This is a genomic window from Aestuariispira ectoiniformans (assembly GCF_025136295.1).
Classification (GTDB): domain Bacteria; phylum Pseudomonadota; class Alphaproteobacteria; order UBA8366; family Aestuariispiraceae; genus Aestuariispira_A; species Aestuariispira_A ectoiniformans.
Genome location: NZ_CP062788.1, coordinates 1,677,611 through 1,703,156 on the forward strand (window position 1 = coordinate 1,677,611; position 25,546 = coordinate 1,703,156).

25 protein-coding genes and 1 other RNA gene are annotated in these 25,546 nt (G+C 58.0%); 23 read left to right on the forward strand and 3 right to left on the reverse strand.

All coding sequences use genetic code 11. The features are described 5' to 3' along the window. Positions 1–12: 12 nt before the first annotated feature. The gene (tkt, locus tag IF205_RS08040) at positions 13–1,992 is read right to left on the reverse strand and encodes a transketolase (protein WP_259782774.1); all 1,980 of its coding nucleotides are present in this window, start codon (positions 1,990–1,992) and stop codon (positions 13–15) included. Between the two features lie 271 nt (positions 1,993–2,263). Here tkt and IF205_RS08045 point away from each other — a divergent pair, with 271 nt between their 5' ends. From IF205_RS08045 to ftsH, 18 genes are all read left to right on the forward strand, one after another. Then, positions 2,264–2,515 carry a hypothetical protein gene (locus tag IF205_RS08045; protein WP_259782775.1) on the forward strand — a complete coding sequence of 84 codons (252 nt, stop codon included), beginning with the start codon at positions 2,264–2,266 and terminating at the stop codon, positions 2,513–2,515. Further along, complete coding sequence (locus IF205_RS08050; protein WP_259782776.1) at positions 2,512–2,862, forward strand: cell division protein ZapA; 351 nt, start codon at positions 2,512–2,514, stop codon at positions 2,860–2,862. Before IF205_RS08045 ends, IF205_RS08050 begins: the two co-directional genes overlap by 4 nt. A gap of 13 nt (positions 2,863–2,875) precedes the next feature. After that, positions 2,876–3,035: non-coding RNA, 6S RNA (gene ssrS / locus IF205_RS08055), on the forward strand. Positions 3,036–3,102: 67 nt separating this feature from the next. After that, complete coding sequence (locus IF205_RS08060) at positions 3,103–3,675, forward strand: 5-formyltetrahydrofolate cyclo-ligase (RefSeq protein WP_259782777.1); 573 nt, start codon at positions 3,103–3,105, stop codon at positions 3,673–3,675. Further along, complete coding sequence (locus IF205_RS08065; protein WP_259782778.1) at positions 3,672–4,487, forward strand: TIGR00282 family metallophosphoesterase; 816 nt, start codon at positions 3,672–3,674, stop codon at positions 4,485–4,487. Before IF205_RS08060 ends, IF205_RS08065 begins: the two co-directional genes overlap by 4 nt. 793 nt (positions 4,488–5,280) lie before the next feature. Beyond that, positions 5,281–6,030 carry a YebC/PmpR family DNA-binding transcriptional regulator gene (locus IF205_RS08070; RefSeq protein WP_259782779.1) on the forward strand — a complete coding sequence of 250 codons (750 nt, stop codon included), beginning with the start codon at positions 5,281–5,283 and terminating at the stop codon, positions 6,028–6,030. Between the two features lie 18 nt (positions 6,031–6,048). Further along, positions 6,049–6,564, forward strand: coding sequence for a crossover junction endodeoxyribonuclease RuvC (ruvC, locus tag IF205_RS08075; protein ID WP_259782780.1), 516 nt, complete (start codon positions 6,049–6,051; stop codon positions 6,562–6,564). After that, positions 6,561–7,184, forward strand: a complete 624-nt coding sequence (ruvA, locus tag IF205_RS08080) for a Holliday junction branch migration protein RuvA (RefSeq protein ID WP_259782781.1) — start codon at positions 6,561–6,563, stop codon at positions 7,182–7,184. Before ruvC ends, ruvA begins: the two co-directional genes overlap by 4 nt. A 7-nt stretch (positions 7,185–7,191) precedes the next feature. Next, positions 7,192–8,241: a Holliday junction branch migration DNA helicase RuvB gene (gene ruvB, locus IF205_RS08085; RefSeq protein ID WP_259782782.1), complete on the forward strand. Its 1,050-nt coding sequence runs from the start codon at positions 7,192–7,194 to the stop codon at positions 8,239–8,241. Further along, positions 8,231–8,653: a tol-pal system-associated acyl-CoA thioesterase gene (gene ybgC / locus IF205_RS08090; RefSeq protein WP_259782783.1), complete on the forward strand. Its 423-nt coding sequence runs from the start codon at positions 8,231–8,233 to the stop codon at positions 8,651–8,653. The genes ruvB and ybgC overlap by 11 nt, the downstream gene beginning before the upstream one ends. A gap of 27 nt (positions 8,654–8,680) precedes the next feature. Further along, positions 8,681–9,403, forward strand: coding sequence for a protein TolQ (gene tolQ / locus IF205_RS08095; RefSeq protein WP_259782784.1), 723 nt, complete (start codon positions 8,681–8,683; stop codon positions 9,401–9,403). A 5-nt stretch (positions 9,404–9,408) separates the two neighbouring features. Next, positions 9,409–9,852 carry a protein TolR gene (tolR, locus tag IF205_RS08100; RefSeq protein ID WP_259782785.1) on the forward strand — a complete coding sequence of 148 codons (444 nt, stop codon included), beginning with the start codon at positions 9,409–9,411 and terminating at the stop codon, positions 9,850–9,852. 12 nt (positions 9,853–9,864) lie between these two features. Then, positions 9,865–10,800: a cell envelope integrity protein TolA gene (gene tolA, locus IF205_RS08105; protein ID WP_259782786.1), complete on the forward strand. Its 936-nt coding sequence runs from the start codon at positions 9,865–9,867 to the stop codon at positions 10,798–10,800. Positions 10,801–10,981: 181 nt separating this feature from the next. Next, positions 10,982–12,325, forward strand: a complete 1,344-nt coding sequence (tolB, locus tag IF205_RS08110) for a Tol-Pal system beta propeller repeat protein TolB (RefSeq protein ID WP_259782787.1) — start codon at positions 10,982–10,984, stop codon at positions 12,323–12,325. A gap of 212 nt (positions 12,326–12,537) precedes the next feature. Further along, positions 12,538–13,074, forward strand: a complete 537-nt coding sequence (gene pal, locus IF205_RS08115; RefSeq protein WP_259782788.1) for a peptidoglycan-associated lipoprotein Pal — start codon at positions 12,538–12,540, stop codon at positions 13,072–13,074. 127 nt (positions 13,075–13,201) lie between these two features. Beyond that, positions 13,202–14,251 (forward strand): tol-pal system protein YbgF, encoded by a 1,050-nt coding sequence (gene ybgF / locus IF205_RS08120; protein ID WP_259783254.1) that lies wholly within the window; start codon positions 13,202–13,204, stop codon positions 14,249–14,251. Positions 14,252–14,289: 38 nt separating this feature from the next. Then, entirely contained in the window at positions 14,290–15,621 is a 1,332-nt protein-coding gene (tilS, locus tag IF205_RS08125; RefSeq protein ID WP_259782789.1) for a tRNA lysidine(34) synthetase TilS, read from the forward strand. A 74-nt stretch (positions 15,622–15,695) separates the two neighbouring features. Then, the gene (gene ftsH, locus IF205_RS08130; protein WP_311195744.1) at positions 15,696–17,618 is read left to right on the forward strand and encodes an ATP-dependent zinc metalloprotease FtsH; all 1,923 of its coding nucleotides are present in this window, start codon (positions 15,696–15,698) and stop codon (positions 17,616–17,618) included. 54 nt (positions 17,619–17,672) lie between these two features. Here ftsH and IF205_RS08135 read toward each other — a convergent pair whose 3' ends face one another. Next, positions 17,673–18,629, reverse strand: a complete 957-nt coding sequence (locus tag IF205_RS08135) for a LysR substrate-binding domain-containing protein (protein WP_259782790.1) — start codon at positions 18,627–18,629, stop codon at positions 17,673–17,675. Positions 18,630–19,042: 413 nt separating this feature from the next. On the opposite strand from IF205_RS08135, the gene glmM reads away from it, so the two are divergent. Continuing rightward, on the forward strand, positions 19,043–20,389 hold the full coding sequence (glmM, locus tag IF205_RS08140) for a phosphoglucosamine mutase (protein ID WP_259782791.1): 1,347 nt from the start codon (positions 19,043–19,045) through the stop codon (positions 20,387–20,389). Between the two features lie 10 nt (positions 20,390–20,399). On the opposite strand, the gene IF205_RS08145 is transcribed toward glmM, so the two are convergent. Further along, entirely contained in the window at positions 20,400–21,842 is a 1,443-nt protein-coding gene (locus tag IF205_RS08145) for an aminotransferase-like domain-containing protein (protein WP_259782792.1), read from the reverse strand. A gap of 199 nt (positions 21,843–22,041) precedes the next feature. Between IF205_RS08145 and IF205_RS08150 the strand changes: the two genes are divergently transcribed. The 4 genes from IF205_RS08150 to IF205_RS08165 all read left to right on the forward strand — a co-directional run bounded on the left by IF205_RS08150 (position 22,042) and on the right by IF205_RS08165 (position 25,461). Continuing rightward, positions 22,042–22,191 carry a DUF1127 domain-containing protein gene (locus IF205_RS08150; RefSeq protein ID WP_259782793.1) on the forward strand — a complete coding sequence of 50 codons (150 nt, stop codon included), beginning with the start codon at positions 22,042–22,044 and terminating at the stop codon, positions 22,189–22,191. A 74-nt stretch (positions 22,192–22,265) separates the two neighbouring features. Next, positions 22,266–23,231: a threonine dehydratase gene (locus IF205_RS08155; protein ID WP_259782794.1), complete on the forward strand. Its 966-nt coding sequence runs from the start codon at positions 22,266–22,268 to the stop codon at positions 23,229–23,231. Positions 23,232–23,234: 3 nt separating this feature from the next. Then, the gene (locus tag IF205_RS08160; protein ID WP_259782795.1) at positions 23,235–24,659 is read left to right on the forward strand and encodes a pyridoxal phosphate-dependent decarboxylase family protein; all 1,425 of its coding nucleotides are present in this window, start codon (positions 23,235–23,237) and stop codon (positions 24,657–24,659) included. Between the two features lie 10 nt (positions 24,660–24,669). Then, on the forward strand, positions 24,670–25,461 hold the full coding sequence (locus IF205_RS08165; protein WP_259782796.1) for a PhzF family protein: 792 nt from the start codon (positions 24,670–24,672) through the stop codon (positions 25,459–25,461). Positions 25,462–25,546: the final 85 nt, after the last annotated feature.

A 25,546-nucleotide genomic window follows, 5' to 3' on the forward strand; every position in this document is an offset into this window, starting at 1 on the left:
TATTTTGATCGTCTAGAGTCGTTCTTTCGCGGTGGAGACCACCGCATCGGCGGTTATGCCGAAATGCTCGTAAAGAGCAGGTGCCGGGGCAGATGCGCCAAAGCCGGTCATGCCGACAAAACCGCCATCCAGTCCCAGATATTTATCCCAGCTCTGACGCAGGCCCGCTTCTACGGCGACCCTTACGCCCTGACCAAGGACGTCATTCTTGTAGGCGGCGTCCTGGGCGTCGAACAGTTCCATGCAGGGAACGGAGACGACTGCCGTCGGAATGCCTTCCGCCTGCAGTTTTTCGCGGGCGGCAACAGCGATCTCAACTTCGGAACCGCTGGCCATCAGCGTCACCTTGCGGTCACCACCTTCGGCATCGCGCAGGACATAGGCCCCACGGGCAACCAGGTTGTCTTCGGTGTGCTCTGTGCGCAGGGTCGGCAGACCCTGACGGGTGAGCGCCATAACCGATGGCGTTTCTTCGGTCTCCAGGGACATGGCCCAGGTTTCAGCCGTTTCCACCGTATCGCAGGGGCGATAGACATTCAGGTTCGGGATGACGCGCAGGGCGGACAGATGTTCCACCGGCTGATGGGTCGGGCCGTCTTCGCCCAGACCGATGCTGTCATGGGTCATGACATAGACCACACGCTGTTTCATCAGCGCGGACAGGCGGATCGACGGGCGGCAATAGTCGGTGAAGACCAGGAAGGTCGCGCCGTAAGGAATCAGGCCGCCATGCAACGCGATGCCGTTCATGGCTGCTGCCATGCCGTGTTCACGCACGCCGTAATAAACATAAGAGCCGCTGAAGTCATCCGGGGTTACCGGTTTCATGCCTTCAGCTTTGGTGTTGTTGGAGCCGGTCAGGTCGGCAGAGCCGCCCAGCATTTCCGGAATGGCCTTGCTCAACACATCCAGCGTCTTCTGAGAGGAAACCCGGGTCGCCAGTTTCGGCTGCTCTTCCGAGGTCTGCTTTTTGAAGGCATTCACGGCTTCCGACCAGCCTTCCGGGAGTTCACCGGCCTGGCCGCGCCAGAAGGTTTCCTGCAGGTCCCTGTCCTTCGCGGACAGGGTTTCTTCCCAGGCCTTGCGCGGTGCCTGGCCCTGCACACCGACGGCACGCCATGCCGCCAGGACCTCTTCGGGGATTTCGAACGGACCATACGGCCAGCCCAGCGCCTCACGGGCACCGGCGATCTCATCCGGGCCCAGCGGTGCGCCGTGGCAGGAGGATTTGCCCGCCTTGGTCGGTGCGCCAAAACCGATGGTGGTCTTGCAGGCGATCAGGGACGGCGTGTCCGTGGTTTTTGCCTGGGCGATGGCTGCCTCAATGGCTGCCGGGTCGTGGCCGTCGATGGCCTGGACATCCCAGCCGCTGGCCTTGAAGCGGGCCAGTTGGTCATCGGATACTGCCAGATCGGTAGAGCCGTCGATGGTGATGCCGTTATCATCGAACAGGACAACCAGCTTGCCCAGCTTCAGGTGGCCCGCCATGGAGATGGCTTCGTGGCTGATGCCTTCCATCAGGCAGCCGTCACCGGCAATGGTGTAGGTGTAATGATCGACCACGTCATCGCCGTAGCGGGCGGCGAGCAGACGCTCAGCCAGCGCCATGCCGACGGCATTGGCAATGCCCTGGCCCAGCGGCCCGGTGGTGGTTTCGATGCCGGTGGCGTGACCAAATTCCGGGTGGCCGGCGGTCTTGGCGCCCAACTGGCGGAAATTCTTGATTTCCTCCAGCGTCATGTCTTCATAGCCGGTCAGATAGAGCAGCGAATAAAGCAGCATCGACCCGTGACCGGCGCTCAGGACAAAGCGGTCGCGGTCCGGCCAATGTGGCTTGGCAGGGTCGAATTTCAGAAATTTGCTGAACAGGACCGTTGCGACGTCCGCCATGCCCATGGGCATGCCAGGATGGCCGCTTTTCGCCTGTTGTACTGCATCCATTGCCAACGCACGGATTGCGTTGGACATATCCTTATGATTCGCTGAAGACATGAGTTTTCCGGTTCTCGCGTAAAAAAAGAGAAGCGATCGTCACGATCCTTCTTGGATATCCAAAAGGCCCATCGGGCTATTACACGGCGCGCGCAAAATGCAATTCTACGCCCGTAAGGTCAACGGATTCTTTAGCCGTGCGGGAAAAAAGACATATCTTCTCCCGAGGGCGGGCATTGACCGGCGTATCAGATGCGCCTACTTTTCGACAAAATTTGCCAATATCGATATCCTATTCAGTAAATCGATCGAGTGAAAGTCAGCTACGAATATGAGTCGTTTGGAACAGTCGCGCGCCCGTCTGGAAAATGCCCTGTCACGCCTGGAAGCAGCGGTGGCGGAAAAGACTATAGATCTTGGGGAATTGCGTGGGGAAAAGGCCAGGACGGAAGACCTGGCGGAGGCCCATGACGCCCTGAAAGAGGACCACGAGGCGCTTGCAAGGCTGACTGATGAAGTGTCCAGCCGCCTTGAAGGTGCGCTGCTTCGGTTGTCCAAAGTGCTGGCGGAGGAAAAGGCATGAGCCAGGTCGACCTTACCATCAACAATCGTGTCTACACCGTGGCCTGCGATGACGGCCAGGAGGCACAGTTGCAGAACCTGGGCTCTGAAATCGCAAAACGCGTCGATCAGCTTGTCGGTGCGGTCGGGCAGGTTGGCGAGGCTCGCCTCATGCTTATGGCGGGACTGATGTTTGCCGACGAACTTGCCGAGGCAAAAGCGCAGGTGGAGCGTGCGCGTCAGGAAGGCGCGGCCATGGCTTCGCAAAATGCAGAAAATGCCGGTGTGGCGGAGGATGATACCGCAGAATTGCTGGATCGGCTGTCTGAACGGCTGGAAACTATTGCAGCAAGGCTTGAGGCATCCTAATTAAAGGGCAGGGCGTATGCTGCCCTGTGCGTGAGCTGTTTCTATCCCGGGGGCTACAATCTTTCCTCTAGGGAACTGCCTCTGTTGAGGTTTAGGCCTCGATATCGCGGTGCCCACCTGGTTTACCAGGCTCCGGAGGATACAGATACAGACACGGCAGGCGCGGCTGCGTCCTTATTGATTTATTTATGGATTGAATGATTGCCGCGGGCCCGGCCCCGGATGATAGAGAGGTGCGCAATGGATCTGGCCGAGATCAAACAGCAAGCCAGGAAAGAAGCCTCGTTGCGTCGGAAAGAAGCGGCCCAAAAGGATGACGGCTCTGCCATCGGCCAGATTACGGACCATTTCCTCCGTGCGGCGTCACCTAAGGCGGGTTCGGTGGTTTCCGGTTTCCTGCCGATTGGAAGCGAGTTGGACCTGCGCCCCATGCTGGCGCGGTTGACCGACGAAAGCCATTTGATCGTGTTGCCTTGTGTGGTCGGCAATGATCAGCCGCTGGTCTTCCGCCAGTGGATGGTTGGTGATCCGCTGGTCAAGGAAAGCTTTGGCACGGTCGCCCCGGCGGACAGCGCGCCTGAACATGCGCCGGATATCCTGCTGGTCCCCATGCTGGCCTTTGATCGCAAAGGCTATCGTCTGGGCTATGGCGGTGGTTTCTACGACCGCTCGCTGCAGATGCTGCGGGAACAGAAGAAGGTGCTGGCCGTCGGTGTGGCCTATTCCGCGCAGGAAGTGGAAGCTGTGCCGCATGATAACCTGGACCAGCCTTTGGACATGGTCGTAACGGAGCAAGAGGTGATTCGCCCATGAAGTTCTTATTCCTGGGAGATGTGGTCGGCAAACCGGGGCGTGACGTCGTCACGGGCAACCTGCCGCGCATCCGCGAACAACTGAACCTCGATTGCGTGATCGCCAATGGTGAGAATGCGGCCCACGGATTTGGCCTGACGGAAAAGATCTGCAAGGAGCTTTTCGAGGCCGGGGTCGATGTGATTACGACCGGAAACCACGTCTACGACAAGGCGGAAATCATCCCTGTTATGGAACAGGATGACCGCATCATCCGGCCGGACAACTACCCGGCGGGCTCTCCGGGCAAGGGCAGCATTCTCTACGATACGCCGTCGGGTCATCGTATTCTGGTCGTTAATATCATGGGCCGCCTGTTCATGGAGCCTTTGGACAATCCTTATGAAAGCCTGGACCGGCTTTTGCCGGATGGCGCGCCCGGTGACAGCGGTTTTGATGCGGTGCTGGTCGATGTCCATGCAGAGGCCACCAGTGAGAAATACGGCTTCGGTCATTATTGCGATGGCCGTGCGTCGCTGGTGGTCGGGACGCATACGCATGTGCCGACGGCTGACGCGCATATTCTGGCGGGCGGTACTGCCTATCAGACGGATGCGGGAATGTGTGGAACCTATGATTCAGTGATCGGGATGAACAAGGAAGACGCGGTGGCGCGTATGTCGGGCCGCATTCCGAAACCCCGGCTGTCTGTTGCGGAAGGCGAGGGCACTCTTTGCGGTGTCTATGTGGAAACCGATGCCCGCAGTGGCCTTGCAACCCATGTGGCGCCAATCCGCGTCGGTGGCCCGCTGCGCGCGGCCTGGCCGCTTTAGGTCAAACGCCCTGCTCTTGCTTTTCAACAAAAAAAGCCCGTCGTCTGTTAAGACGACGGGTAACAGTTAGAGGCCAGTATGGGGTACAAGATGGTCGGCGGCGTGGGTTAGACCGCCGGCCGAGGTCCTCTTCCGGCGACTGCAACCTCACCCGCAGCCGACACGATTTGCGAAGGGGACCTTGCAATGCCAGCAAGGCGGCTGTTTCGGGTTGAGATCCAAACAGTCGGGCTTGCGGCATTATTGCCGTCCACACGCAGGGCAGGTGAACGGACAATTCGGATAAATGGGAGGGGGGACGCCGCAGGTATCATGCCTGCGTTGCGCAAAATCGCCTTATCCCTATATAGATGATCGGCAGTCATGCAGGCCCCCCAAACTGGTTACCGGGATGTCTACGCAACTCTGTCTCGAGGCCAATCTCTGAAGGCAAAATTGCAAGACAAACGACCAGAATTCGTTTTGTCTCTCTAACTGCTAGCTATATATGAAACTTTAACGAGAGTAAAGTATTAAAATTCCCGTAAATGTCTTGGTGGCTTCATTTTTTCGCTGCGGCATAACGCGCAAAGAAGGGGAACTTTGTCATGGCGTATGGCCCTAATCTCGCCATATTGACTGCCTAGTAAGCCGCAATAATGCGAAGTCTGCCTGAATTGGGGCTGTGAAGATCGGCGAATCATATTAAAAGAATCGACAATCCGGAATTCATTAGTAAAAACGCTGGTGATGGCTAGAAGCCAACAGAAATCATAGGATTATTGTGTCGAGAGTTAAGTAGAAGGTCAGTCTCATGGCAGGTCATTCCAAGTTTAAGAATATTATGCATCGTAAGGGCGCGCAGGATAAAAAGCGCGCCGGTCTCTTCGCCAAGCTGGGTAAGGAAATCATGGTCGCCGCCAAAATGGGTGGTCCGGACCCGGATTCCAACTCCCGCCTGCGTCTGGCAATCGCGACTGCGAAATCTCAGTCCATGCCGAAGGACAACATCGAACGCGCCATCAAGAAAGGCGCTGGCGGTGACGAGGCGGATACGCTGGAGGAAATCCGGTATGAAGGTTACGGCCCGGGCGGCATCGCGGTTATCGTCGATGTGTTGACGGACAATCGCAACCGGTCCGCTGCGGATATCCGCGCGATTTTCAACAAGGCAGGCGGCAGCATGGGTGAATCCGGCTCCGTTGCCTTCATGTTCGACCGCGTTGGTGAAATCCTGTTGCCGACCGAAGTCGGTGATAACGACACCGTTTTCGAAGCAGCCCTGGAAGCAGGCGCGGAAGACGTTTCCAGCAGCGAAGATGGTCACGAGATCATCTGCCAGCCCGATGATCTTCATGCGGTCGCTGGTGAACTGGAAACCAAATTCGGCGATCTGAAAGGCTGCAAGCTGGCCTGGAAGCCGCAGAACCTGGTGCCGGTCGACGAGGATAAAGTCGAAAGCCTGTTCAAATTCCTGGACGCTCTGGACGACAATGACGACGTTCAGAACGTAACGGCCAACTTTGACGTGGCGGACGACGTCATGGAGAAACTCGCAGGCTAAGGCCTGCGAGGATTGGTTATGCGCTTAATCGGCTTGGACCCGGGACTTCGCCATACTGGATGGGGTATTATCGAAACGGACGGAAACCGTCTGTCCTTCGTGGCCTCCGGTGTTGTCAGTCCAAAGGCCGATTGGGCGCTGGCTGATCGTTTGAAGGCGCTGCATGACGCGCTCATGCAGATTCTGGAACATCATGCGCCGCATGATGCCGCTGTCGAAGAAACCTTTCTGAACAAGAATCCCAGTTCAACATTGAAGTTGGGGCATGCGCGCGGTGTCGTGCTGCTTGCGCCGGCTCTCTATGGGATTCCGGTTTCCGAATATTCCGCCAAGTCCGTAAAACAGGCGGTGGTCGGGACCGGGGCGGCGACCAAGGATCAGATTGGTATGATGGTGCGCACGCTGTTGCCCGGCTGCAATCCGAAATCGGAAGACGCCGCGGACGCGTTGGCCGTTGCGATTTGCCACGGCCATCGGGCCGGGACGCAGCAGCATTGGGCGCAGAATATTTCAACAGGTCGGGGGCGCGCATGATTGCGGTGTTGAAGGGGCTGGTCGATAATGTCGGTGAAGACTGGGCGGTAATCGATGTCAACGGCGTCGGCTATCTTGTCTTTTGTTCGCGCCGGACATTGGGGCAATTGCCGGGGCAGGGTGAGGCGGTTCGCCTGGAAATCGAAACCCATGTCCGCGAAGATCATATTCATTTGTACGGTTTCCAGGCTATTGCCGAGCGGGACTGGTTCCGTCTGCTGACCACGGTGCAGGGCGTCGGGGCAAAGGTTTGCCTGGCAATTCTTTCTGTGTTGGGCCCTGATCAACTGGTGCAGGCCGTTGCCGCCCAGGACAAGACGGCGATTACGCAAGCCAATGGTGTTGGCCCCAAACTGGCCGCACGTATCGTCAGCGAATTGAAAGACAAGGTCGGCGGTTTCTCGCTGGGTGGTGCAGCACTCGCTGACGGTGCGGGTGAGACGGCAGCGGCCCCCGCCAACGCCAACACAGTTTCCGACGATGCGGTTTCCGCCCTGATCAATCTGGGCTATGGGCGCACAGAGGCTTTCAGTGCCGTTGCCAAGGCCAGCAGCCGCCTGGGAGGTGACGCGCAGGTCGGGGAGCTGATCCGTGCGGGCCTCCAGGAATTGAGCCAGTGAGGGGCAGATGGAAGACCGTGTAGTTGACCCTTCCGAAAAGCAGGGTGACAGGCCGGAGCAAGGCTCCACCCGTCCGCAGATGCTGTCCGACTTCATCGGACAAAAAGCGGTTCGTGAGAATCTGTCAGTCTTTATTGAAGCGGCGCGCAAACGCGGCGACGCCATGGACCACACCCTGTTTTATGGACCGCCCGGCCTGGGTAAAACCACACTGGCGCAGATCGTTGCCCATGAACTGGGGGTCAGTTTTCGAGCAACCTCCGGCCCGGTCATTGCCAAGGCGGGCGATCTGGCGGCGCTGCTGACCAACCTGCAGCCGCGTGATGTGTTGTTCATCGATGAAATCCATCGTCTGAACCCGGCTGTAGAGGAAATCCTCTACCCGGCGATGGAGGATTTCCAGTTGGACCTGATTATCGGGGAAGGGCCTGCGGCGCGTTCTGTGCGGATCGACCTGCCGCCGTTCACCCTGGTCGGGGCAACGACGCGTGCGGGTCTGATTACCACGCCGCTACGTGAGCGTTTCGGCATCCCGTTGCATATGAATTTCTACACGGAAGATGAACTGACTTATATTGTCTCCCGGAATGGCCGGCTGCTGGGCATGAACCTGGCGGACGACGGGGCGCGTGAAATTGCCCGGCGCAGCCGTGGCACGCCGCGCGTGGCGGGCCGGTTGACACGGCGTGTGCGTGACTTTGCCGCCGTTGCGGGAGACGACGTGGTCGATGCGGCTGCGGCCGATGCGGCCTTGCAGCGATTGGATGTCGATCCGCGCGGGTTGGACAAGATGGATCGCCGTTACCTTTCCTGCATGGCGAAAAACTATGGCGGCGGGCCGGTTGGCGTCGAGACGCTTGCCGCGGCACTTGCCAACGAGCGTGACGTGCTGGAAGAGGTGGTGGAACCCTTCCTGATCCAGCAGGGGCTTGTGCAGCGTACGCCCCGTGGCCGGATGCTGACGCCGCAGGGGTGGAGCTATATCGGTCTGGAAGCGCCGAAATCCGCCAAAGAACAGCTTGATCTTCTGAATTCTGGGGAACCGGATGATGCTTGACGGTTCTGTCCATAATTTTGCCACACGGATTTATTACGAAGATACGGATGCCGGTGGCATCGTCTATTACGCCAACTATTTGAAATTTGCCGAACGGGCCCGGACTGAAATGCTGCGCGATTTGGGATACGACCACAGCCGCATGACCCGCGACCACGGGTTGATGTTTGCCGTGCGTCGTTGTGAGGCGGATTATCGCCGGCCCGCGCGGCTGGATGATTTGTTGACCATCCGGACGCGGGTCTCTGATTTGCGCGGCGCCAGCATGGCCATGGAGCAACAGATCATGCGCGATGACGAGTTGCTGGTGACGGTAAAGGTCAAACTGGCCTGCATCGACCAGGATGGCCGGCCAGGTCGAATCCCGGCGGAGATACTGGAACGGGTGCAGCCGCATTTGAAGAATTGCTGACGGATTAGGAAAGCAGGGAAGACAGGAATGGAACAAGCAGCGATGGATACGGTTAGCCTCGCCGGGGCGATGGAGGTCCATGAATTGTCGATCATGGGCCTGTTTTGGCAGGCAGACTGGATCGTCAAACTGGTGATGATTGCGTTGGTGCTTGCCTCTGTCTGGTGCTGGGCGATCATTATCGAAAAGCTGATGAAGCTGCGCAAGCTACGCCGCCTGGCGAATCGCTTTGAAGATGCTTTCTGGTCCGGCGGGTCGCTGGACGATCTGTATGAGCGCGTTGGTCAGTATCCCGCCGATCCCATGTCTTCGGTCTTTTCTTCCGCCATGCGCGAATGGCGCCGGTCTGCCTCTCGTGGTCTGAACGGCTCCTCCGGTGTCAGCCTGAACGAGCGGATCGAACGTGTCATGCAGGTGACCCTGTCCCGCGAAATGGACCAGTTGGAACGCTATTTGCCTTTCCTGGCGTCGGTCGGGTCTTCGGCTCCTTTTGTCGGCTTGTTCGGGACGGTCTGGGGCATCATGAACAGTTTCGCCAGCATTGCGGCGACCAAGCAAACCAGCCTGGCTGTTGTGGCACCGGGCATTGCCGAGGCCCTGTTTGCGACGGCCCTGGGTCTTGTCGCTGCAATTCCGGCGACCATTGCCTATAACAAAATCTCCACCGACCTGGGGCGTTTCGGAAACCGCCTGGAATCCTTTAGCCAGGAGTTCAGCTCCATTATCTCCCGCCAACTGGACGAGGGCTGATCGCCATGGGTGCCTCGATGATGGGTGGAAACAGTCGCCGTTACGGTGGACGCCGCCGTTATACGCCAATGGCTGAGATTAACGTGACCCCCATGGTCGACGTGATGTTGGTGTTGCTGATCGTCTTTATGGTAACTGCACCGCTGATGACTGTGGGAGTTCCGGTCGATCTGCCCAAGACCAAGGCGGCCCAACTCACCGACAGCGAGGAACCGCTGGTCCTCACGGTCAATAAAGACGGCAAGATCTATATCCAGGAAACTGCGATCGAACTGGAGAACCTTGTGCCACGCCTGCAGGCGATTACCGAAAACAATGCGGATATCCGTATCTTCGTGCGCGGTGACAAGGAAATCGCCTATGGCAAGGTGATGGAGGTCATGGGCCAGGTCAGTGCGGCCGGCTTCAAGAAAGTGGCGCTTCTGGCCAAGTTGCCCGGACAGAAATAGGCTCGAAGCGGCATGCGCGTTTCCTTGATCGTCTCAGCTTTGTTTCATGTGGCCGTCATTGTCGTGGCGATCTTTGGCCTGCCTTTCTGGAAACCGGACCCGATCGACATTCCACCGCCTGCGGTTGAGGTGGAGATCGTGTCGGACATTGAAGACACAGTGCCGGAACCTGAGCCGGAGGCTCCCAAGCCGCAGCCGAAACCGACAAAGGCTCCGCCGCCAAAGCCGACACCTCCGGCTCCCAAGCCTGAGCCTGCACCCGAGGAGGTGAAACCGGAGCCCAAGGCACAGCCTGAGCCGGAACCGGAAGTGGAACCCATTCCGGTCGAGAAACCCAAGGAACTCGAGCCGAAAAAGCCGGAACCCAAGAAGCCCGAACCGAAACCGGTGGAAAAACCGAAGACGGTTGTGAAGATGCCTCATCCTGCGGCCAAGCCGAAGGAGCCGCCGCGCGATGATTTCAGTTCGGTCCTGAAAACCGTTGAAAAACTGGAAGACAAGCCGCGCACGCCGAAGACACAGGATAAGCCGAAGAAGAAAGAGGAGCCGAAAAAAGCGGTCAGCCTCGAGGAAGCTTTGGCAAAGGCCCTGAAGAAAGACAATCAGCCAAAACGTAAGGATGACCGCAAGCCGCAGATGGGCCAACGTCTGACGGATAGTGAGATGGATGCGGTCAAACAACAGATCGCCAGCAACTGGAACATTCAACCAGGGGCAAGAGACGCGGAAAACCTGATTGTGCGGTTGCGGGTTCTGGTGAACCCCGACATGTCCGTACGCAGTGTGCAGATCGTGGACAACGGCGAATCCAGTAATCCCTTCTGGGCGGCGGCTTCACGTAGCGCGCGTACGGCAGTTTTGAAAAGCAGCCCGCTGGAATTGCCACCTGGAAAATACGATGTGTGGCAGGTGATCAACTTCACTTTTGACCCGAAACAGATGTTCTAGGGATTGATGCGGGTTTGCCCGGTGACGGGGAATCGCGCTATGGGCACAAGGGGATTTGGCGGCGGCCGGTCTGTCATTATTTTGCCTTTCTTTCCGGCAATAGTGCAGGCACAGTTGCGAGCCAAGGTAGGAAACGGTTGAAAGACCAGTGAATTTCAGATCCGGAAGAGGTTTCTAAAAGATGATTGGGTTCCCGCAAGCGATTAAAAAGACCACTTGCATCGCCTTGGCAATGGCGGCTGCCATCGGCCTGGCCGGATTGACCCAGTCTGCCCGGGCGGAAGTGAATATCGACATCACGCAGGGCAATGTTAAGCCGCTGCCGATTGCGATTACGGATTTCTTTGGCGGGGCACAGAAAGAAGCGGAGGTTGGTACCGATATCGCCAGCGTCATTTCAGCCGATCTGGAGCGCTCCGGTATTTTTGAACCGATCGACAAGGGCGCTTTTATCCAGTCGGTCGCCTCGATGAAAGTAAAACCCCGGTTTTCCGATTGGCGTGTGATCAACGCGCAGGCGTTGGTCAACGGGTCGATCAGCCTTCTCGATGACGGCCAGATTCGCGTTGAATTCCGCCTGTGGGATGTTTTTTCCGAAAGCCAAATGGTCGGTCAGGCCTTCGAGACGATCCCCAGCAACTGGCGGCGCGTATCGCATATGATCTCCGACATCATCTATAAACGCCTGACCGGGGAAAGCGGCTACTTTGATTCCAAGATTGTCTATATTGCGGAAAGCGGCTCCAAGAAAAACCGGATCAAGCGGTTGGCGATCATGGACCAGGATGGTGCAAACCAGCGCTTCATGACGGACGGCCGCAGTCTCGTGCTGACCCCGCGCTTTTCGCCGAAACGTCACGAAATCACCTACCTCAGCTATTACAATAACAAGCCCCGCGTCTATCTGTTCAACATCGAGACCGGACGCCGGGAACTGCTGGGTAGTTTCAACGGTATGACCTTTGCCCCGCGCTTTTCGCCCGACGGCGATTCGGTAATCATGAGCCATGCGGAACGCGGGAATTCCGATATTTACGTCATGGACCTGGCGACGCGCCGCCCGACGCGTCTGACAAGTGACCCTGCAATTGACACCTCGCCCTCCTATGCGCCCGACGGCAGCCAGATCGTTTTCAACTCCGACCGTGGCGGCAGTCCGCAACTTTACGTCATGGATTCTGATGGCGGGAATGTGCGCCGTATTTCCTTTGGCAAGGGGGTATATTCCACACCGGTCTGGTCGCCGCGTGGCGATCTGATCGCTTTCACCAAGCAGACCGGCGGCCTGTTCTATATCGGTGTGATTCGCCCGGATGGCAGCGGTGAGCGCCTGTTGACCAAGAGTTTCCTTGATGAGGCGCCGACCTGGTCGCCCAATGGCCGTGTCCTGATGTTCTTCCGTCAGGAACCGGGAGAGCGCGGTCGCACGCGTCTCTTTTCCGTGGATCTGACCGGATACAATCTGCGGGAAGTGGTAACTCCGGGTGATGCGTCGGACCCTGCGTGGTCCCCTCTGAACCCGTGATCGGGCATGGGCAAAGATGCAACACCGCAAAAAATACAGAAAATTTAACTAAATAGGGACTTGAATTATCCGGCCCTACGCTTGAATATCCGATCGATGCATGTTTAATATTGTGCGAGGCACAAATCGGCCCGGCCGAATAATTGTGCAACCGGGGTTTGAGGAAGCTGTTTTTTGGTAATGGCTTCGGCACTAGTATCAGGGGATGCTAAATGCGCTTTAAGATTTTAAGTTTACTGGCTGCACTGTTCTTGGTTGCGGCTTGCTCCACGGGCGCGGATGAATCCGCAAGCGGCAGCAGCGATGGTGGGGCTACTGCTTCGTCCGCTGGCAGCAACGGTTCGTCTGTTTCCTCCAGCGGCGTCGATGACGTTGTCGCTGGTTCTGAACGTGAATTCCTTGTTAAAGTTGGCGATCGCGTCTTCTTTAACTTTGATGAATCCAACCTGCGTTCCAACGCACAGGACACGCTGGCCAAACAGGCTGCGTGGCTGCTGAAATATCCGCAGGTTATGATTCAGGTTGAAGGTCACTGCGATGAACGCGGTACCCGTGAATACAACCTGGCACTGGGTGAGCGTCGTGCGAACTCTGTGAAAGAATACCTGGTTAGCCTGGGCGTTTCCGCAGATCGTATTTCCACGATCTCCTACGGTAAAGAGCGTCCGGCGGTTGAAGGTTCCAATGCGGAAGCATGGGCTCAGAACCGTCGTGGTGTTACCCGTATCGTTAGCGGCGCAAGCAGCTAAGGCAACCGGTACAAACGGTTTAGTGTAAGGCAGGCCGCGAAAGCGCGCCTGCCTTATTCTTGCCTGAAAAGTCTCCTATTTTTGCAGGCAAGATGCATTTGGTTGATTAAGATCGGTCTCGTTGGTGATGATGGTACAAAGCTTTCCCGCAGTTGATTCGGTTTCCTTCGTGCGTCGCGCAAAACACTGTCTTGCGGCTGCCGTTGTCGCGACATCCGTTATTGCGGTGTCTCCTGCTGCTTTTGCACAGGACAACAACCAACAGCTTCAGCACCAGATCCAACTGTTGCGCCGGGAGTTGACCGATATCCAGAAGGTCGTGTTCAAAGGCGTGGCTCCGGCCTCTGTCGCGCCGTCTGCAACCTCGGCAACCGGTGGTGACGTTCCGGCCTCCATTGCAGGTCGCCTGCAGGTGAAAATGCAGGAGCTGGATGAACAGCTTCGCGACCTGAATGGCCGCTATGAAGAGATGGATAACCGTATCCGCCGTGTGGAAACGCGCCTGGACAAGCTGGTGGAAGACATAGATTTCCGCCTGCGTGCTTTGGAAGACGGTGGCGTTGCGGCAGGTAATGCCGGTCAACAGCAACAGACCACGCCGCAGGTGTCCTCCAACACGTCGACGGCGGCAACCGGGGGCGACGGCACGGAAACAACCATTATTTCATCGCAAGGTGCGCAGGGGCCTGCTGCCCCGCATACATTGGGCACTTTGAGCCAGTCCGACCTTCAGGCCGTACAGCCCGGTACCCAGACGGCGAGCGCAAACCCGACGCCTGCCGCTGTCGCGAATACGCCCAAGGGGCAATATGACCAGGCGATGAGCCTGTTGCATCAGCATGATTTCGACGGTGCGGAAAAGGCTCTGCGCGGTTTCCTGGACCAGTATCCGGAAGATAAACTGGTCGGCAATGCGAAATATTGGCTAGGTGAAACCTACTATGCCCGCCAGAAATATGCAGAAGCCGCACGTGTTTTCAGCGACGCCTATATGAAGGACAAGCAGGGAACAAAAGCCACGCACAGTCTTTTGAAACTGGCGATGTCTCTCGAACAGATCGGGCAGACCGACGCGTCCTGCGTTGCGTATCAGGAGCTGATCAGCAAACATGGTGATGCAGAGCCGCGCATTCTCGACCGCGCCCGTTCTGCCCGCAAGAAACTCAAGTGTCAGTAAAGGCGCGGCCTGACTGGCGCTAGGACCGGCAGGACAGTATGGCGCCGCTGACCCAGGAAGAATTCTCAGACTATATGGCCACCTGTATGCCCGAAGGTATGCCGGTGGCCCTTGCCTGTTCGGGCGGGCCGGACAGTATGGCGCTTGCTCTTCTGCTGCGGGATTGGTGTGAAGACAGAAATGCTTCCCTGACTGCCCTCATTGTCGATCATGGCCTGCGCCCGGAATCTGCTCAGGAAGCCGCCCAGGTGAGGGGCTGGCTGGCCGAGGCGGATGTAGAGGCCCAAATCCTCACGCGCACTGATGATGAACCAATCAAAAGCGATATCCAAAACCGGGCGCGAAGCCTGCGCTATTCACTGCTGACCGATTGGTGCAGGGCGAACGAGGTGCGTGACCTCTTCCTGGCGCACCACCTTGATGATCAGGCGGAGACCTTCATGATCCGTCTGGCGCGGGGGAGCGGCGTTGACGGATTGGCGGTGATGACCCCGCATGAGATTCGCCAGGGGGTAAACCTGCATCGCCCCTTATTGTCGGTGCCCAAGGCGCGGCTTGTGGCGATATTGGATGAGGCAGGGCAAGACTATGTGCGCGACCCCAGTAACGAAAGCGATGCCTTCACCCGTGTGCGCTGGCGTAAATTGATGCCCGGTCTGGCTGAAGAGGGGCTGACGGCGGAACGCCTTCACGCAACGGCAATGCATATGCAACGGGCGAGCGCAGCGCTTGCGTCACAGCGCCAACGCCATCTCGACCGAAGTGGTCGCCTGTTTCCGGATGGCAGTTGCCGCCTCGTATTGAAAAGCTTCCTCGACGCCGATGACGATATCATCCTGCGTAGTCTGGCCTTTGTACTGCAGGCAATGACGGGGGCCGATTATGTGCCCCGGTTCGGTTCACTCTCACGGGTGCTGGGCGAACTAAAATCTACCTTGTTAAGAGACGGTCAAGGTTTCGATAGTACCTTGGCAGGGTGCCGGCTGGCCCTGCGTAGAGATGTCCTTTGGATTGCCAGGGAATTTGCGGCGATCGGCGAGGATCTTCCTCTGAACAAAGTTGGCCGGATGCAATGGGATGGGCGGTTTGACGTTGATGTGCAGGTGACAATGCCCGGCTTCCGTCTAGGGCCGTTAGGACCCGATGGATGGCAAGGCCTGCGGCGGTCCCACCCGGACTTCGTTGTGAAAACCGCACATTTCCCGGCGTTTGTACGGCATGTATGGCCGGGGCTGTGGCAAGGTGACGCACTGGTTGAGCCGATTTGGCCTCTTGACGGCCAAGTCGCTGAAAAAATGGTAATTCAGCTTCGATCCGGGCGGTTCTTTGGGAGTTCGGCCTTTTCAAGCCCTGCCTGGAACACTATGTAAAGGGGCGGAACGCTGGACGTAAAGGGTGCTTTGGTGTTCAATGCGCGAGCGTGGAACGGAAGGGTTAAGTTCAAGTGAATATTTTCGGCAGAAATCTGGCATTGTGGATCATCATCATTTTGTTGATGGTGTTTCTCTTTAACGTCTTTCAGTCAAACAGTCCGCAGGGCAACGCGCAGAATATGCCCTATTCGGAATTTGTCTCCCAGGTGGATGACGGGGCGGTCAAGGACGTCACGATCAAGGGACCGGAAATTACCGGCCATCTTGAAAGCGGACCTTCTTTCAAGACCTATTCCCCGAACGACCCCACGCTGGTGCAGCGCCTGACCAAAAACGGCGTGACTGTACAGGCTGCACCGCCGGAAGATGGTATGCCGACCCTGTTCACGTTGCTGCTGAACTGGTTCCCGATGCTGCTGCTGATCGGTGTGTGGATTTTCTTCATGCGCCAGATGCAGGGCGGTGGTGGCAAGGCCATGGGCTTTGGCAAGTCCAAGGCCAAACTGCTGAACGAGAAACTTGGCCGGGTTACCTTTGAAGACGTCGCCGGTATCGATGAGGCGAAACTGGAACTGCAGGAAGTTGTTGAGTTCCTGCGCGACCCGCAGAAATTCCAGCGTCTGGGCGGTAAGATCCCGAAAGGCGTTCTGCTTGTCGGTCCTCCGGGTACCGGTAAGACCCTGACGGCTCGCGCGGTTGCCGGTGAGGCGAATGTTCCCTTCTTCACCATCTCCGGTTCTGACTTCGTGGAAATGTTTGTTGGTGTCGGTGCGTCGCGTGTCCGCGATATGTTTGAACAGGGCAAGAAAAACGCACCCTGCATTATCTTCATCGACGAAATCGACGCTGTTGGCCGCCATCGTGGTGCTGGCCTTGGCGGCGGTAACGACGAACGTGAGCAGACCCTCAACCAGTTGCTGGTGGAGATGGACGGCTTTGAGGCCAATGAAGGTGTGATCCTGATTGCCGCTACCAACCGTCCGGACGTGCTGGACCCGGCGTTGCTGCGTCCGGGCCGCTTCGACCGTCAGGTTGTTGTGCCGAACCCGGATATCCTGGGCCGTGAAAAGATTTTGAAAGTGCACATGCGCAAAGTGCCGCTGGCGCCCGATGTGGATGCCCGTGTGGTCGCACGCGGAACCCCCGGTTTCTCCGGTGCGGATCTGGCGAACCTGGTGAATGAGGCCGCCCTTATGGCCGCTCGCCGCAATCGCCGCGTGGTTACCATGCAGGAATTCGAAGACGCCAAGGACAAGGTTATGATGGGCGCGGAACGCCGCTCCATGGTCATGACCGAAGACGAGAAAAAGCTGACGGCCTATCACGAGGCAGGTCATGCGGTGGTGATGCTGCACGCCAAGGGCCATGAGCCTCTGCATAAGGTCACTATTATTCCGCGCGGTCGTGCCCTGGGTGTGACTATGTGGCTGCCGGAACGCGACAAGCTTTCCCAGTCCGAAACCGAACTGAAAGCACAGTTGCAGAGCATGTTCGGTGGCCGTGTTGCCGAAGAGATGATCTTCGGTAAGGAGAATGTGACTACCGGGGCTTCCAACGACATCATGCAGGCGACCCGTATCGCCCGTAAGATGGTCACGGAATTCGGTTTCTCCGACAAGCTTGGCCGCCTGCGTTACAGCGATAATGAAGAGGAAGTCTTCCTGGGCCATAGCGTAACCCAGAAGAAGAATATCTCTGATGCGACCGCCAAGTTGATCGACGAGGAAATCCGTCGGTTGGTGGAAGAAGGTGAAGCGGGTGCCCGCGACATTCTTGAGAAGTTCAAGAATGAACTGGAAGCGATTGCCCAGGGGCTGCTGGAATACGAAACCCTCGACCGTGACGAAGTCGATGCGCTCATCCGTGGTGAAAAAATCCGCGAAGGTGGCGACGACGGTGGCGCGGCTTCCGGTGGGGAACACAAGAAGTCCAAGACTTCCGTTCCGACCTCCGATGGTCCGGTTGGTGTGGGGCCGAACCCCGAACCGGCCTGACGGACAGTCGGGAAGACCTGATAAAAACCCGGTGCCTTGCACCGGGTTTTTTCGTTATTTGACGTTCTGTCTGTGGCCGGGATGACCGTTGTGACCTGTACCGGCGGATGCATGGCCGGGGTCTTGCAGCCATTGCCTGAATGTTTCCAGATGAGGGTGATCTTCCGCCCGGCGATGACTGACCAGATAATAGGACCCTACCTTTAATGGCGGGACATCCAGGGGGGCTACAAGGCGGCCCGCGGCCATATCTTCCTTAACCAGGCTGATGTCGCCCAACACGATCCCCTGGCCCGAAGCCGCGGCATGCAGGGCGATATCAAGATAATCGAAGGCAACCATCTTTCGGGCTTTCAGGTCGGGATAGCCGAATTGCTCAAGCCAATAGCTCCAGTCGTCATGTGATTTGAAGCACAGGCAGTTCAGCAACGTGTGATTGGCCAGGTCATCGACTGTATCAAGCGGCGGTGCTGTTTCCAGATAAGACGGTGCGCAGAGAGGGACCATCCATTCCTCGGCAATCTCGTCGAAACGCAGGCTTGGTCTGGGCTCGGGCCGGATATAGTCGACTGCATAGATAATCCCTGCGTTGAAGTCCTCGGTGTCCGGGTCAAAGAAATGCCAGGATGTGGTGAGATTGATGTCGATTTCGGGGTGGCTTGTCTGAAACAGATGCAATTGCGGTATCAACCACCGTACTGCCAGCGATGGCGGAACCTTGATCCGCAGTTCCTCGTCGGCCTTGTTGGCCTCCCGCATCGCCTGGGTCAATTGCCCGAAGGCGTCTTGAAAGGCAGGCAGCAACATCTCGCCTTTGCGTGTCAGCGTGAGGCGTCTTTGGCTTCGGTCGAACAGGGGAAAACCCAGATGTTCCTCCAACGCCTTGATCTGGCGGCTGACCGCGCCCTGCGTGACATTCAGTTCATCGGCCGCTTCGGCGAGGCTGGTATGACTGGCGGCGGCGGTGAAGGCGCGCATTGCATTCAGAGGAAGGTTTGCGAGTTTTACCATCTATGAGTTTTTCTCAATTTAATTCTTATGAATAGTCGATATTAAACGGAATAGCCAAAGCATATCATGATTATGGGTAAAGTCATGAGGTGATGCTATGTTTGTGACAGAAAGAGTTGAGGACTGTTGCGCCACGGTGTTTCGTAACACGGATACAGGGTGGTTTTCAGGCTTGTGGCATCGTTATCTGATCGCGCGTCAGGAACGGGAGGCGATAGCGCGCCTTGCCCGGTCCGGGCCCCACTTGTTGGCGGATATTGGCCTGCCGCCGATGGGGTGCCGGGGGCCGCAAGTCGAAAGTGATCCACTTTTGCGCTTCATGCCATGAGATTTACAGACTTGCCGATTTTCCGGGAAGGGGGTACCACAAAAGAAGGAAATGCTGCTGCAAGAATAACGATAGGCTGTCCAACATGGCGCGGAAATATTTTGGTACCGATGGCATCCGCGGTACTGCCAATATTCACCCCATCACCCCTGATCTGGTTTTAAGGCTGGCCTTGGCCGCCGGTCGGCATTTCAGGCGCGGTGAGCATCGGCACAAGGTGGTGATTGGCAAGGATACCCGGCTTAGCGGTTATATGCTGGAACCGGCGCTGGCGGCCGGGTTCACCTCGACCGGCATGGACGTCTTCATGGTCGGGCCGATCCCGACACCGGCGGTCGCCATGCTGACGCGGTCCCTGCGCTGTGACCTTGGCGTGATGATTTCCGCCTCCCACAATCCGTTTCAGGATAATGGCATCAAGCTTTTCGGGCCGGACGGGTTCAAGCTGTCGGACAGCGATGAGGAGGCCATCGAGGCCCTGATGGACGCACCGGCGGAGGATCTCGCCCATCCTACCAAACTGGGCCGGGCCATGCGTCTGGAAGATGCACGCGGCCGTTACATGGAATTCGTGAAACAGAGCTTCCCGTCCGGGCTGACGCTGGAAGGGCTGAAGATCGTCGTGGATTGCGCCCATGGCGCGGCCTACAAGGTTGCGCCGGAAGTTCTGTTTGAGCTTGGGGCGGAGGTTATCCCCATTGCGGTTCAGCCGACCGGCACCAACATCAATGACCGTTGCGGCGCAACGGCACCAGCGGTCATGTGTGAACAGGTCGTTTCCCACGGGGCTGATCTCGGGATCGCCCTGGATGGGGATGCGGACCGGTTGATCGTTTGTGACGAAACCGGACATGTTCTGGACGGCGATCAGGTCATGGGGCTGGTCGCAACGTCACTTGCCAAGCGTGACCAGATGCGCGGACCCCTTGTGGCGACGGTCATGTCCAACCTTGGGCTGGAACGTCATTTGAAAAGCCTTGGTATTGATATGCAGCGCACCCCGGTCGGCGACCGGTATGTGGTTGAGGCGATGCGCGAGATGAATTGCAATCTGGGTGGGGAGCAATCCGGCCATATCGTTCTGGGCGACCATGCGACGACCGGGGACGGCCTTGTCGCCGCGCTGCAGGTTCTGGCCGTGCTGGTGGAGCAGGGCGGACCGATGAGCACGCTGGGCCGGGTTTTCGAACCCGTGCCGCAGTTGTTGCAGAATGTCCGTTTTGACGGTGCGAAGGGGCAGCCGCTGGACCATGATGATGTTCAGTCCGCAATCAAGGCAGGCGAAGAACGTCTGGCGGGAAGCGGTCGCGTCTTGATCCGAAAATCGGGGACGGAGCCGGTTATCCGTGTGATGGCAGAAGGAGATGACGAGGCCATGGTTGGCGCCGTCGTGTCCGACATCTGTGCTGCCATCGAAAGTGCCAGCCGATAACGGGCCTCTCCTAATAAATCGCGATATCGGTGCCCGCGCCGCCTTCCTGGTAGAGGGCGGCGAGGCTGTCCAGTGCCCGTTCCACGGTCTTGCGCTCCCGCGGGGTGCCAAGGCATATGCGCACAGCCTGCTGGGCCGCATTGCGGTCGATAACGAAGGCGCCGCTGGACCCCAGTTTGACCCCGCGCCGTTCGGCGGAGAGGATATAGTCTGCTGCCATGTCCGGGGCCGGAATCTGCAGCCAGGCATGCATGGAGCCTTTCGGCATTACATAATCCGCCTCTAATGGATCAAAGCGTTCCTTGAACAACAGGTGACGGGCCGCGATTTCTCGCCGGTGGTCTTCCAGGATGGCATCGGCGGTGCCTTCATCCACCCAGTGACGAAAAATCTCCGCCGTGATGGGGGAGGCAAGGCCGCAGGTGGCCCGGATTGAGGCCTCCATCGCGGGGATCAGGCGTTCCGGTCCGGTGGCGATGCCTACGCGCAGGCCCGGCGCCAATGTCTTGGCGGCGCTGGTCACGAGGATTGTATGGTCCGGTGCATAAGCGGCGATCGGCGGCGGCGCATCGTCCAGAAGCAAGGCGAAAATGTCGTCTTCGATGATCACCACGTCATAGCGCGCTGCAATCGCTGCAATTGCCTGACGCCGTTCCGACGGCATGACTGCATTCGTCGGATTGTTGGGCGTGCAAACGGTGTAAAGCGCCGGCGGGCGGTGGCTTTGGCAGTAGGCTTCGAATGCCTCCGGGATCAGGCCATCCGCATCCATCGGCAGGCCGTGCAGAGACAGGCCCAGATTGCGGGCGATGCTTTTCAGGCCGCCATAGCTCATGGCCTCAGTCGCGACGACCTGGCCGGGCTGTGTCACAGCGGACAGGCCGATAAAGGTGCCGTGCTGGCCTCCACTGGCGACGAGCGTATTTTTAGCTGTTGTGCCCGGTAGCCGTTTTGCCATCCATCTGGCGGCGGCCTCCCGATGCGCCGCCATGCCGGCATTGGGCTGATAGGACAGGAAGCTCGGAAAGTCCGGCGACTGGATCATAGAGGCCATGCTGGTCTGTGCATCGGCAATTTCGCGGCCTGGTGGCGGATAGTTCAGAGCCATATTCGCAGGCTTGTCCGGTTCGTCTTCCGCATAGGCAGGCATCAGGGGAACGGATGTGGCAAGGCCACGTGCCCCGTTGGTGGATTCCGCATGGGACCGTACATAGGTGCCGCGGCCAACCTCCCCGGAAACCAGTCCGCGCCGTTCCGCTTCCTGATAGGCGCGGGTAATGGTGCCGACGGTAACGCCCAATTCCCAGGCAAGTTCCCGATGCGGCGGCAGCTTTATACCTTCACGAATATTTCCTGCGGCAATGTCATCGGCCAAAACATCTGCAATTGCGCGATATTTCGGTCCGTGCCGATCCGTTATGTCCGGTTTCCAGGTTAATGTGCGTATTGTCATGGTGACAATGTTTAAATTGACACCCTTCAATTGTCAATAGAAAGTATAAATTGTACTGATTGATATCAAATTCGGGCAAGAAAGGATCAATTGTATGCGTACATTATGGATTTTGCCCGGATGGTTTGGCTTCATCTTTGGACCAGCGCCTTCCGGGTCACTGCTATCGTCTCCGCGTTCGACTGTTGCAGGGCAAGCCGTGAATTGGGTGAAATTGCCGGTGGTATGGTACCGTCGATGGAGCCAGCGGTTGGACCTGGCGGAGTTGGAGGATTATTTGCTGACGGATATCGGGCTGGACCGGCGCGACGTGCATCGCGAGACAGCCAAGGCTTTCTGGCACAGATAACCGCCCACGCAGATAAAGAAAAGTTGGGGAGCGGGCGCAGGGGCGCCTGCTCCTCATTGGCAGGGAGAGTATACATGTCGACATTTAGTCTGGCCCAACTGGAAGCGGCTGCGGAACTGGTGCATTCCGTCTTTCCGGGGACACCGCAGTACCAGTGGCCGCTGTTGAGCCGCCGCACGGGATGTGAGACCTGGGTGAAGCATGAAAACCACACGCCTGTAGGGGCGTTTAAGATACGTGGCGGTCTGGTCTATATGAAGGATCGCCTGGACCGGGGAGAAAACGGCGGCGTGATTGCCGCGACACGTGGTAACCACGGCCAGAGCATTGCAACGGCGGGCGCGCGCTACGGCATCCCGGTGACGATCGTTGTGCCGAAGGGCAACAGCCGGGAAAAGAACGCCGCGATGCAGGCACAGGGCGCGGAACTGATCGAAATCGGCAACGACTTCCAGGAAGCTTTCGAACAGGCGGGCAAGATTGCGGAGGAACGCGGCCTGTTCATGCTGCCGTCCATGGATATGAAGCTTGTCGAAGGCGTTGCGAGCTACGCGCTGGAGCTTTTCCGGGCGCAGCCGGACCTTGATACGGTTTATGTGCCGATCGGCATGGGATCGGGCGTTTGTTCCGTTATTGCCGCGCGCGATGCCCTTGGCTTGCGTACAAAGGTTGTCGGCGTCGTTTCGGAAGGGGCGCCGGCCTATGCGCTGAGTTTCGAGGCAGGGAAGGCGATCCCGACTGAACGGGCGGATACATTCGCGGATGGTGTGGCCTGCCGGTCGCCTCTGCCCTATGTGGTGGACATGATCCGCAGCGGGGCCGACCGGGTGGTGACCGTGTCGGACGCGGAAATCGAGGCGGCGATCCGTGCCTATTACACCGACACCCATAATATCGCCGAAGGGGCAGGGGCCGTGCCGTTGGCCGCGCTTATGCAGGAAAAGGATAAAATGGCGGGCCGTAAGGTTGGCGTCATTCTCACCGGCGGCAATATCGACCGGGACGTCTATGTTGATATTCTCAGCCGCGGGGACGAATAAGTCATGTCGGATAAAATGTTTGGCGATGCTGTGCCGGACCGTCTGGATCGGCTGCTTCATGAAACGGCAGACAATGCCCTGCGATTTTTGGGCGGGTTGAACGATCGTGCGGCGGCTGTTGTGCCCTCTCCCGTATTGACCAAGGGGCCGCTGCCGGAGGAAGGCGTCGGCCTGGACGGGGCGATGGCGCAATATCAAGCGGAGATCGAACCCTATCTGAGCGCCAGCGCCGGTAGCCGTTATTTTGGTTTTGTGACAGGCGGCGTGACCCCAGCCGCCCTGGTCGGCGACTGGCTTGCGTCAGCCGTCGACCAGAACCCTCCGAACCCGGGAGAATCCATCGCTCCCTCCGTTACGGATGCAACCATCGGGCAACTGTTGGACCTGTTCGACCTGCCTCGGGAACAGTTTGATGGATGTTTCACAACAGGAGCGACGGCGGCCAATTTTCTGAGCCTGATTGCCGCGCGGGAATGGTGGGCGGATAAACTGGGCGTGGATGTGACCGGCGACGGCATGGCCGCCCTGCCGGACCTGAAAATTTTCAGCGCCTGCCCGCACAGCAGTATGGTCAAGGTTATGGGCCTGTCCGGCGTCGGTCGGAACGCCCTCGTGCCGGTGGATCAACTGCCGCAAAGTGAGGCGATGGACCCTGAGGCCCTGGATAAGGCCCTGTTGGAAAGTGATGCAAGCGCCAAAATCGTCGTGGCCTCGGCAGGTACGGTAACTGCCACGGATTTCGACGATCTGAACCGCATTGCCGATATCTGTGCGTCGCATGATGCCTGGCTGCATGTGGATGGGGCGTTTGGTCTGTTCGCCCGTTGCCTGCCGGAAATGGCGGGCCGCGTGGCTGGTATCGAACGCGCGGATTCAATCACCGCCGATTTCCACAAATGGCTGAATGTGCCCTATGACTGCGGCCTGTTCCTGACCCGGCATGTGGAGGCCTTGGAAAAGGCCAACGCGATGGACGTGGCCTATCTCAAAATTGAAGGTGAGGCACCGACCTATATGAACCGGTCGCTTGAAAACTCTCAGCGGTTCCGGGCGTTGCCCGTCTGGATGACGTTGCAGGCCTATGGGCGCGATGGCGTGCGGGATGTTGTCAGGCGGAATTGTTCCTTTGCCGCGAAGCTGGCTGACTGGATCGAACAGGCAGAGGGGTTTGAACTTCTGACGCCCGTGAAACTGAATGTGGTTTGCTTCCGGGCCCTGTTCGACACAGATGATCAGGATGCGGCGAACAAAGCCTTCCTGCAGACACTCAATGAGGCCGGAAGCATTTTCTGTACACCGGGAGCGTTGTTCGGCAAGGCAGGTGTACGGGCGGCGATCAGCAACTGGCGCACGACGGAAGACGACCTGCCGGTCACGTTCAAGGCGCTGGAAGAGGCCCATGCGGCAACGGCGCAAGGTTTGAAGTAAGGAACAGGCCATGGAACTTCCGATTTATCAGATTGATGCCTTCACTACCGAGACATTTCGGGGCAATCCGGCGGCAGTGGTTCCGCTGAAATCCTGGCTGCCGGATGAGGTGCTGTTGAAGATTGCGGCGGAAAATAACCTGTCTGAGACGGCCTTCTTTGTGCCCCATGATGGGGAAGAGGCGGATTATTTCCTGCGCTGGTTTACGCCTGCAACCGAAGTTGATCTCTGCGGCCATGCGACGCTGGCGTCATCCTATGTGCTGTTCAACCTGTTGGGTTGGGACAAGCCGGAAATCCGTTTTGCCACGAACGAAGCCGGGCTGCTGACGGTACGCAAAGACGATGACCGGTTGGAACTGAATTTCCCTGCCCGTGTGGCAAAGGAAGTTCCCATGCCGGAGGGACTGGTTGAGGCCTTGAGGGTGGAGCCTGTTCGTTTCCTGAGGGCAGCTAAGAACCTGGCGGTATTTGAAACGGCGGAGCAGGTTCTTTCCGTCGAGCCGGATCTGGACTTTATCGCCGGTATGGAAGGGGACGGTCTGGTCATCACTGCACCTGGCGAGGATTGTGACTGTGCCTCCCGTTATTTCGCACCCCATGCCGGAATTCCGGAAGACCCGGTTACCGGCTCTGCGCACTGCACGGTCGTTCCCTACTGGTCGAAGGTTCTGGGAAAGGCGGACCTTCATGCCCGTCAGGTCTCTGCGCGCGGTGGTGATCTCTATTGTCGGATGGAGGGGGATCGCGTCACCATGGCTGGCGATGCCCGGCTTTATCTTCGCGGTACGATATACATCTAACTATCGGCAACTATTGTGTAAAATGCCCGCCCTATTGGGCGGGTGTTTTGCATATTTAGCATATTGGAATTGACCTGAACGGTAT

Excerpts from the sequence above, each read along its gene's own strand:
- tkt (WP_259782774.1), bottom strand. The coding sequence starts at position 1,992 with ATGTCTTCAGCGAATCATAAGGATATGTCCAACGCAATCCGTGCGTTG.
- IF205_RS08045 (WP_259782775.1), top strand. The coding sequence starts at position 2,264 with ATGAGTCGTTTGGAACAGTCGCGCGCCCGTCTGGAAAATGCCCTGTCA.
- IF205_RS08050 (WP_259782776.1), top strand. The coding sequence starts at position 2,512 with ATGAGCCAGGTCGACCTTACCATCAACAATCGTGTCTACACCGTGGCC.
- IF205_RS08060 (WP_259782777.1), top strand. The coding sequence starts at position 3,103 with ATGGATCTGGCCGAGATCAAACAGCAAGCCAGGAAAGAAGCCTCGTTG.
- IF205_RS08065 (WP_259782778.1), top strand. The coding sequence starts at position 3,672 with ATGAAGTTCTTATTCCTGGGAGATGTGGTCGGCAAACCGGGGCGTGAC.
- IF205_RS08070 (WP_259782779.1), top strand. The coding sequence starts at position 5,281 with ATGGCAGGTCATTCCAAGTTTAAGAATATTATGCATCGTAAGGGCGCG.
- ruvC (WP_259782780.1), top strand. The coding sequence starts at position 6,049 with ATGCGCTTAATCGGCTTGGACCCGGGACTTCGCCATACTGGATGGGGT.
- ruvA (WP_259782781.1), top strand. The coding sequence starts at position 6,561 with ATGATTGCGGTGTTGAAGGGGCTGGTCGATAATGTCGGTGAAGACTGG.
- ruvB (WP_259782782.1), top strand. The coding sequence starts at position 7,192 with ATGGAAGACCGTGTAGTTGACCCTTCCGAAAAGCAGGGTGACAGGCCG.
- ybgC (WP_259782783.1), top strand. The coding sequence starts at position 8,231 with ATGATGCTTGACGGTTCTGTCCATAATTTTGCCACACGGATTTATTAC.
- tolQ (WP_259782784.1), top strand. The coding sequence starts at position 8,681 with ATGGAACAAGCAGCGATGGATACGGTTAGCCTCGCCGGGGCGATGGAG.
- tolR (WP_259782785.1), top strand. The coding sequence starts at position 9,409 with ATGGGTGCCTCGATGATGGGTGGAAACAGTCGCCGTTACGGTGGACGC.
- tolA (WP_259782786.1), top strand. The coding sequence starts at position 9,865 with ATGCGCGTTTCCTTGATCGTCTCAGCTTTGTTTCATGTGGCCGTCATT.
- tolB (WP_259782787.1), top strand. The coding sequence starts at position 10,982 with ATGATTGGGTTCCCGCAAGCGATTAAAAAGACCACTTGCATCGCCTTG.
- pal (WP_259782788.1), top strand. The coding sequence starts at position 12,538 with ATGCGCTTTAAGATTTTAAGTTTACTGGCTGCACTGTTCTTGGTTGCG.
- ybgF (WP_259783254.1), top strand. The coding sequence starts at position 13,202 with ATGATGGTACAAAGCTTTCCCGCAGTTGATTCGGTTTCCTTCGTGCGT.
- tilS (WP_259782789.1), top strand. The coding sequence starts at position 14,290 with ATGGCGCCGCTGACCCAGGAAGAATTCTCAGACTATATGGCCACCTGT.
- IF205_RS08135 (WP_259782790.1), bottom strand. The coding sequence starts at position 18,629 with ATGGTAAAACTCGCAAACCTTCCTCTGAATGCAATGCGCGCCTTCACC.
- glmM (WP_259782791.1), top strand. The coding sequence starts at position 19,043 with ATGGCGCGGAAATATTTTGGTACCGATGGCATCCGCGGTACTGCCAAT.
- IF205_RS08145 (WP_259782792.1), bottom strand. The coding sequence starts at position 21,842 with ATGACAATACGCACATTAACCTGGAAACCGGACATAACGGATCGGCAC.
- IF205_RS08155 (WP_259782794.1), top strand. The coding sequence starts at position 22,266 with ATGTCGACATTTAGTCTGGCCCAACTGGAAGCGGCTGCGGAACTGGTG.
- IF205_RS08160 (WP_259782795.1), top strand. The coding sequence starts at position 23,235 with ATGTCGGATAAAATGTTTGGCGATGCTGTGCCGGACCGTCTGGATCGG.
- IF205_RS08165 (WP_259782796.1), top strand. The coding sequence starts at position 24,670 with ATGGAACTTCCGATTTATCAGATTGATGCCTTCACTACCGAGACATTT.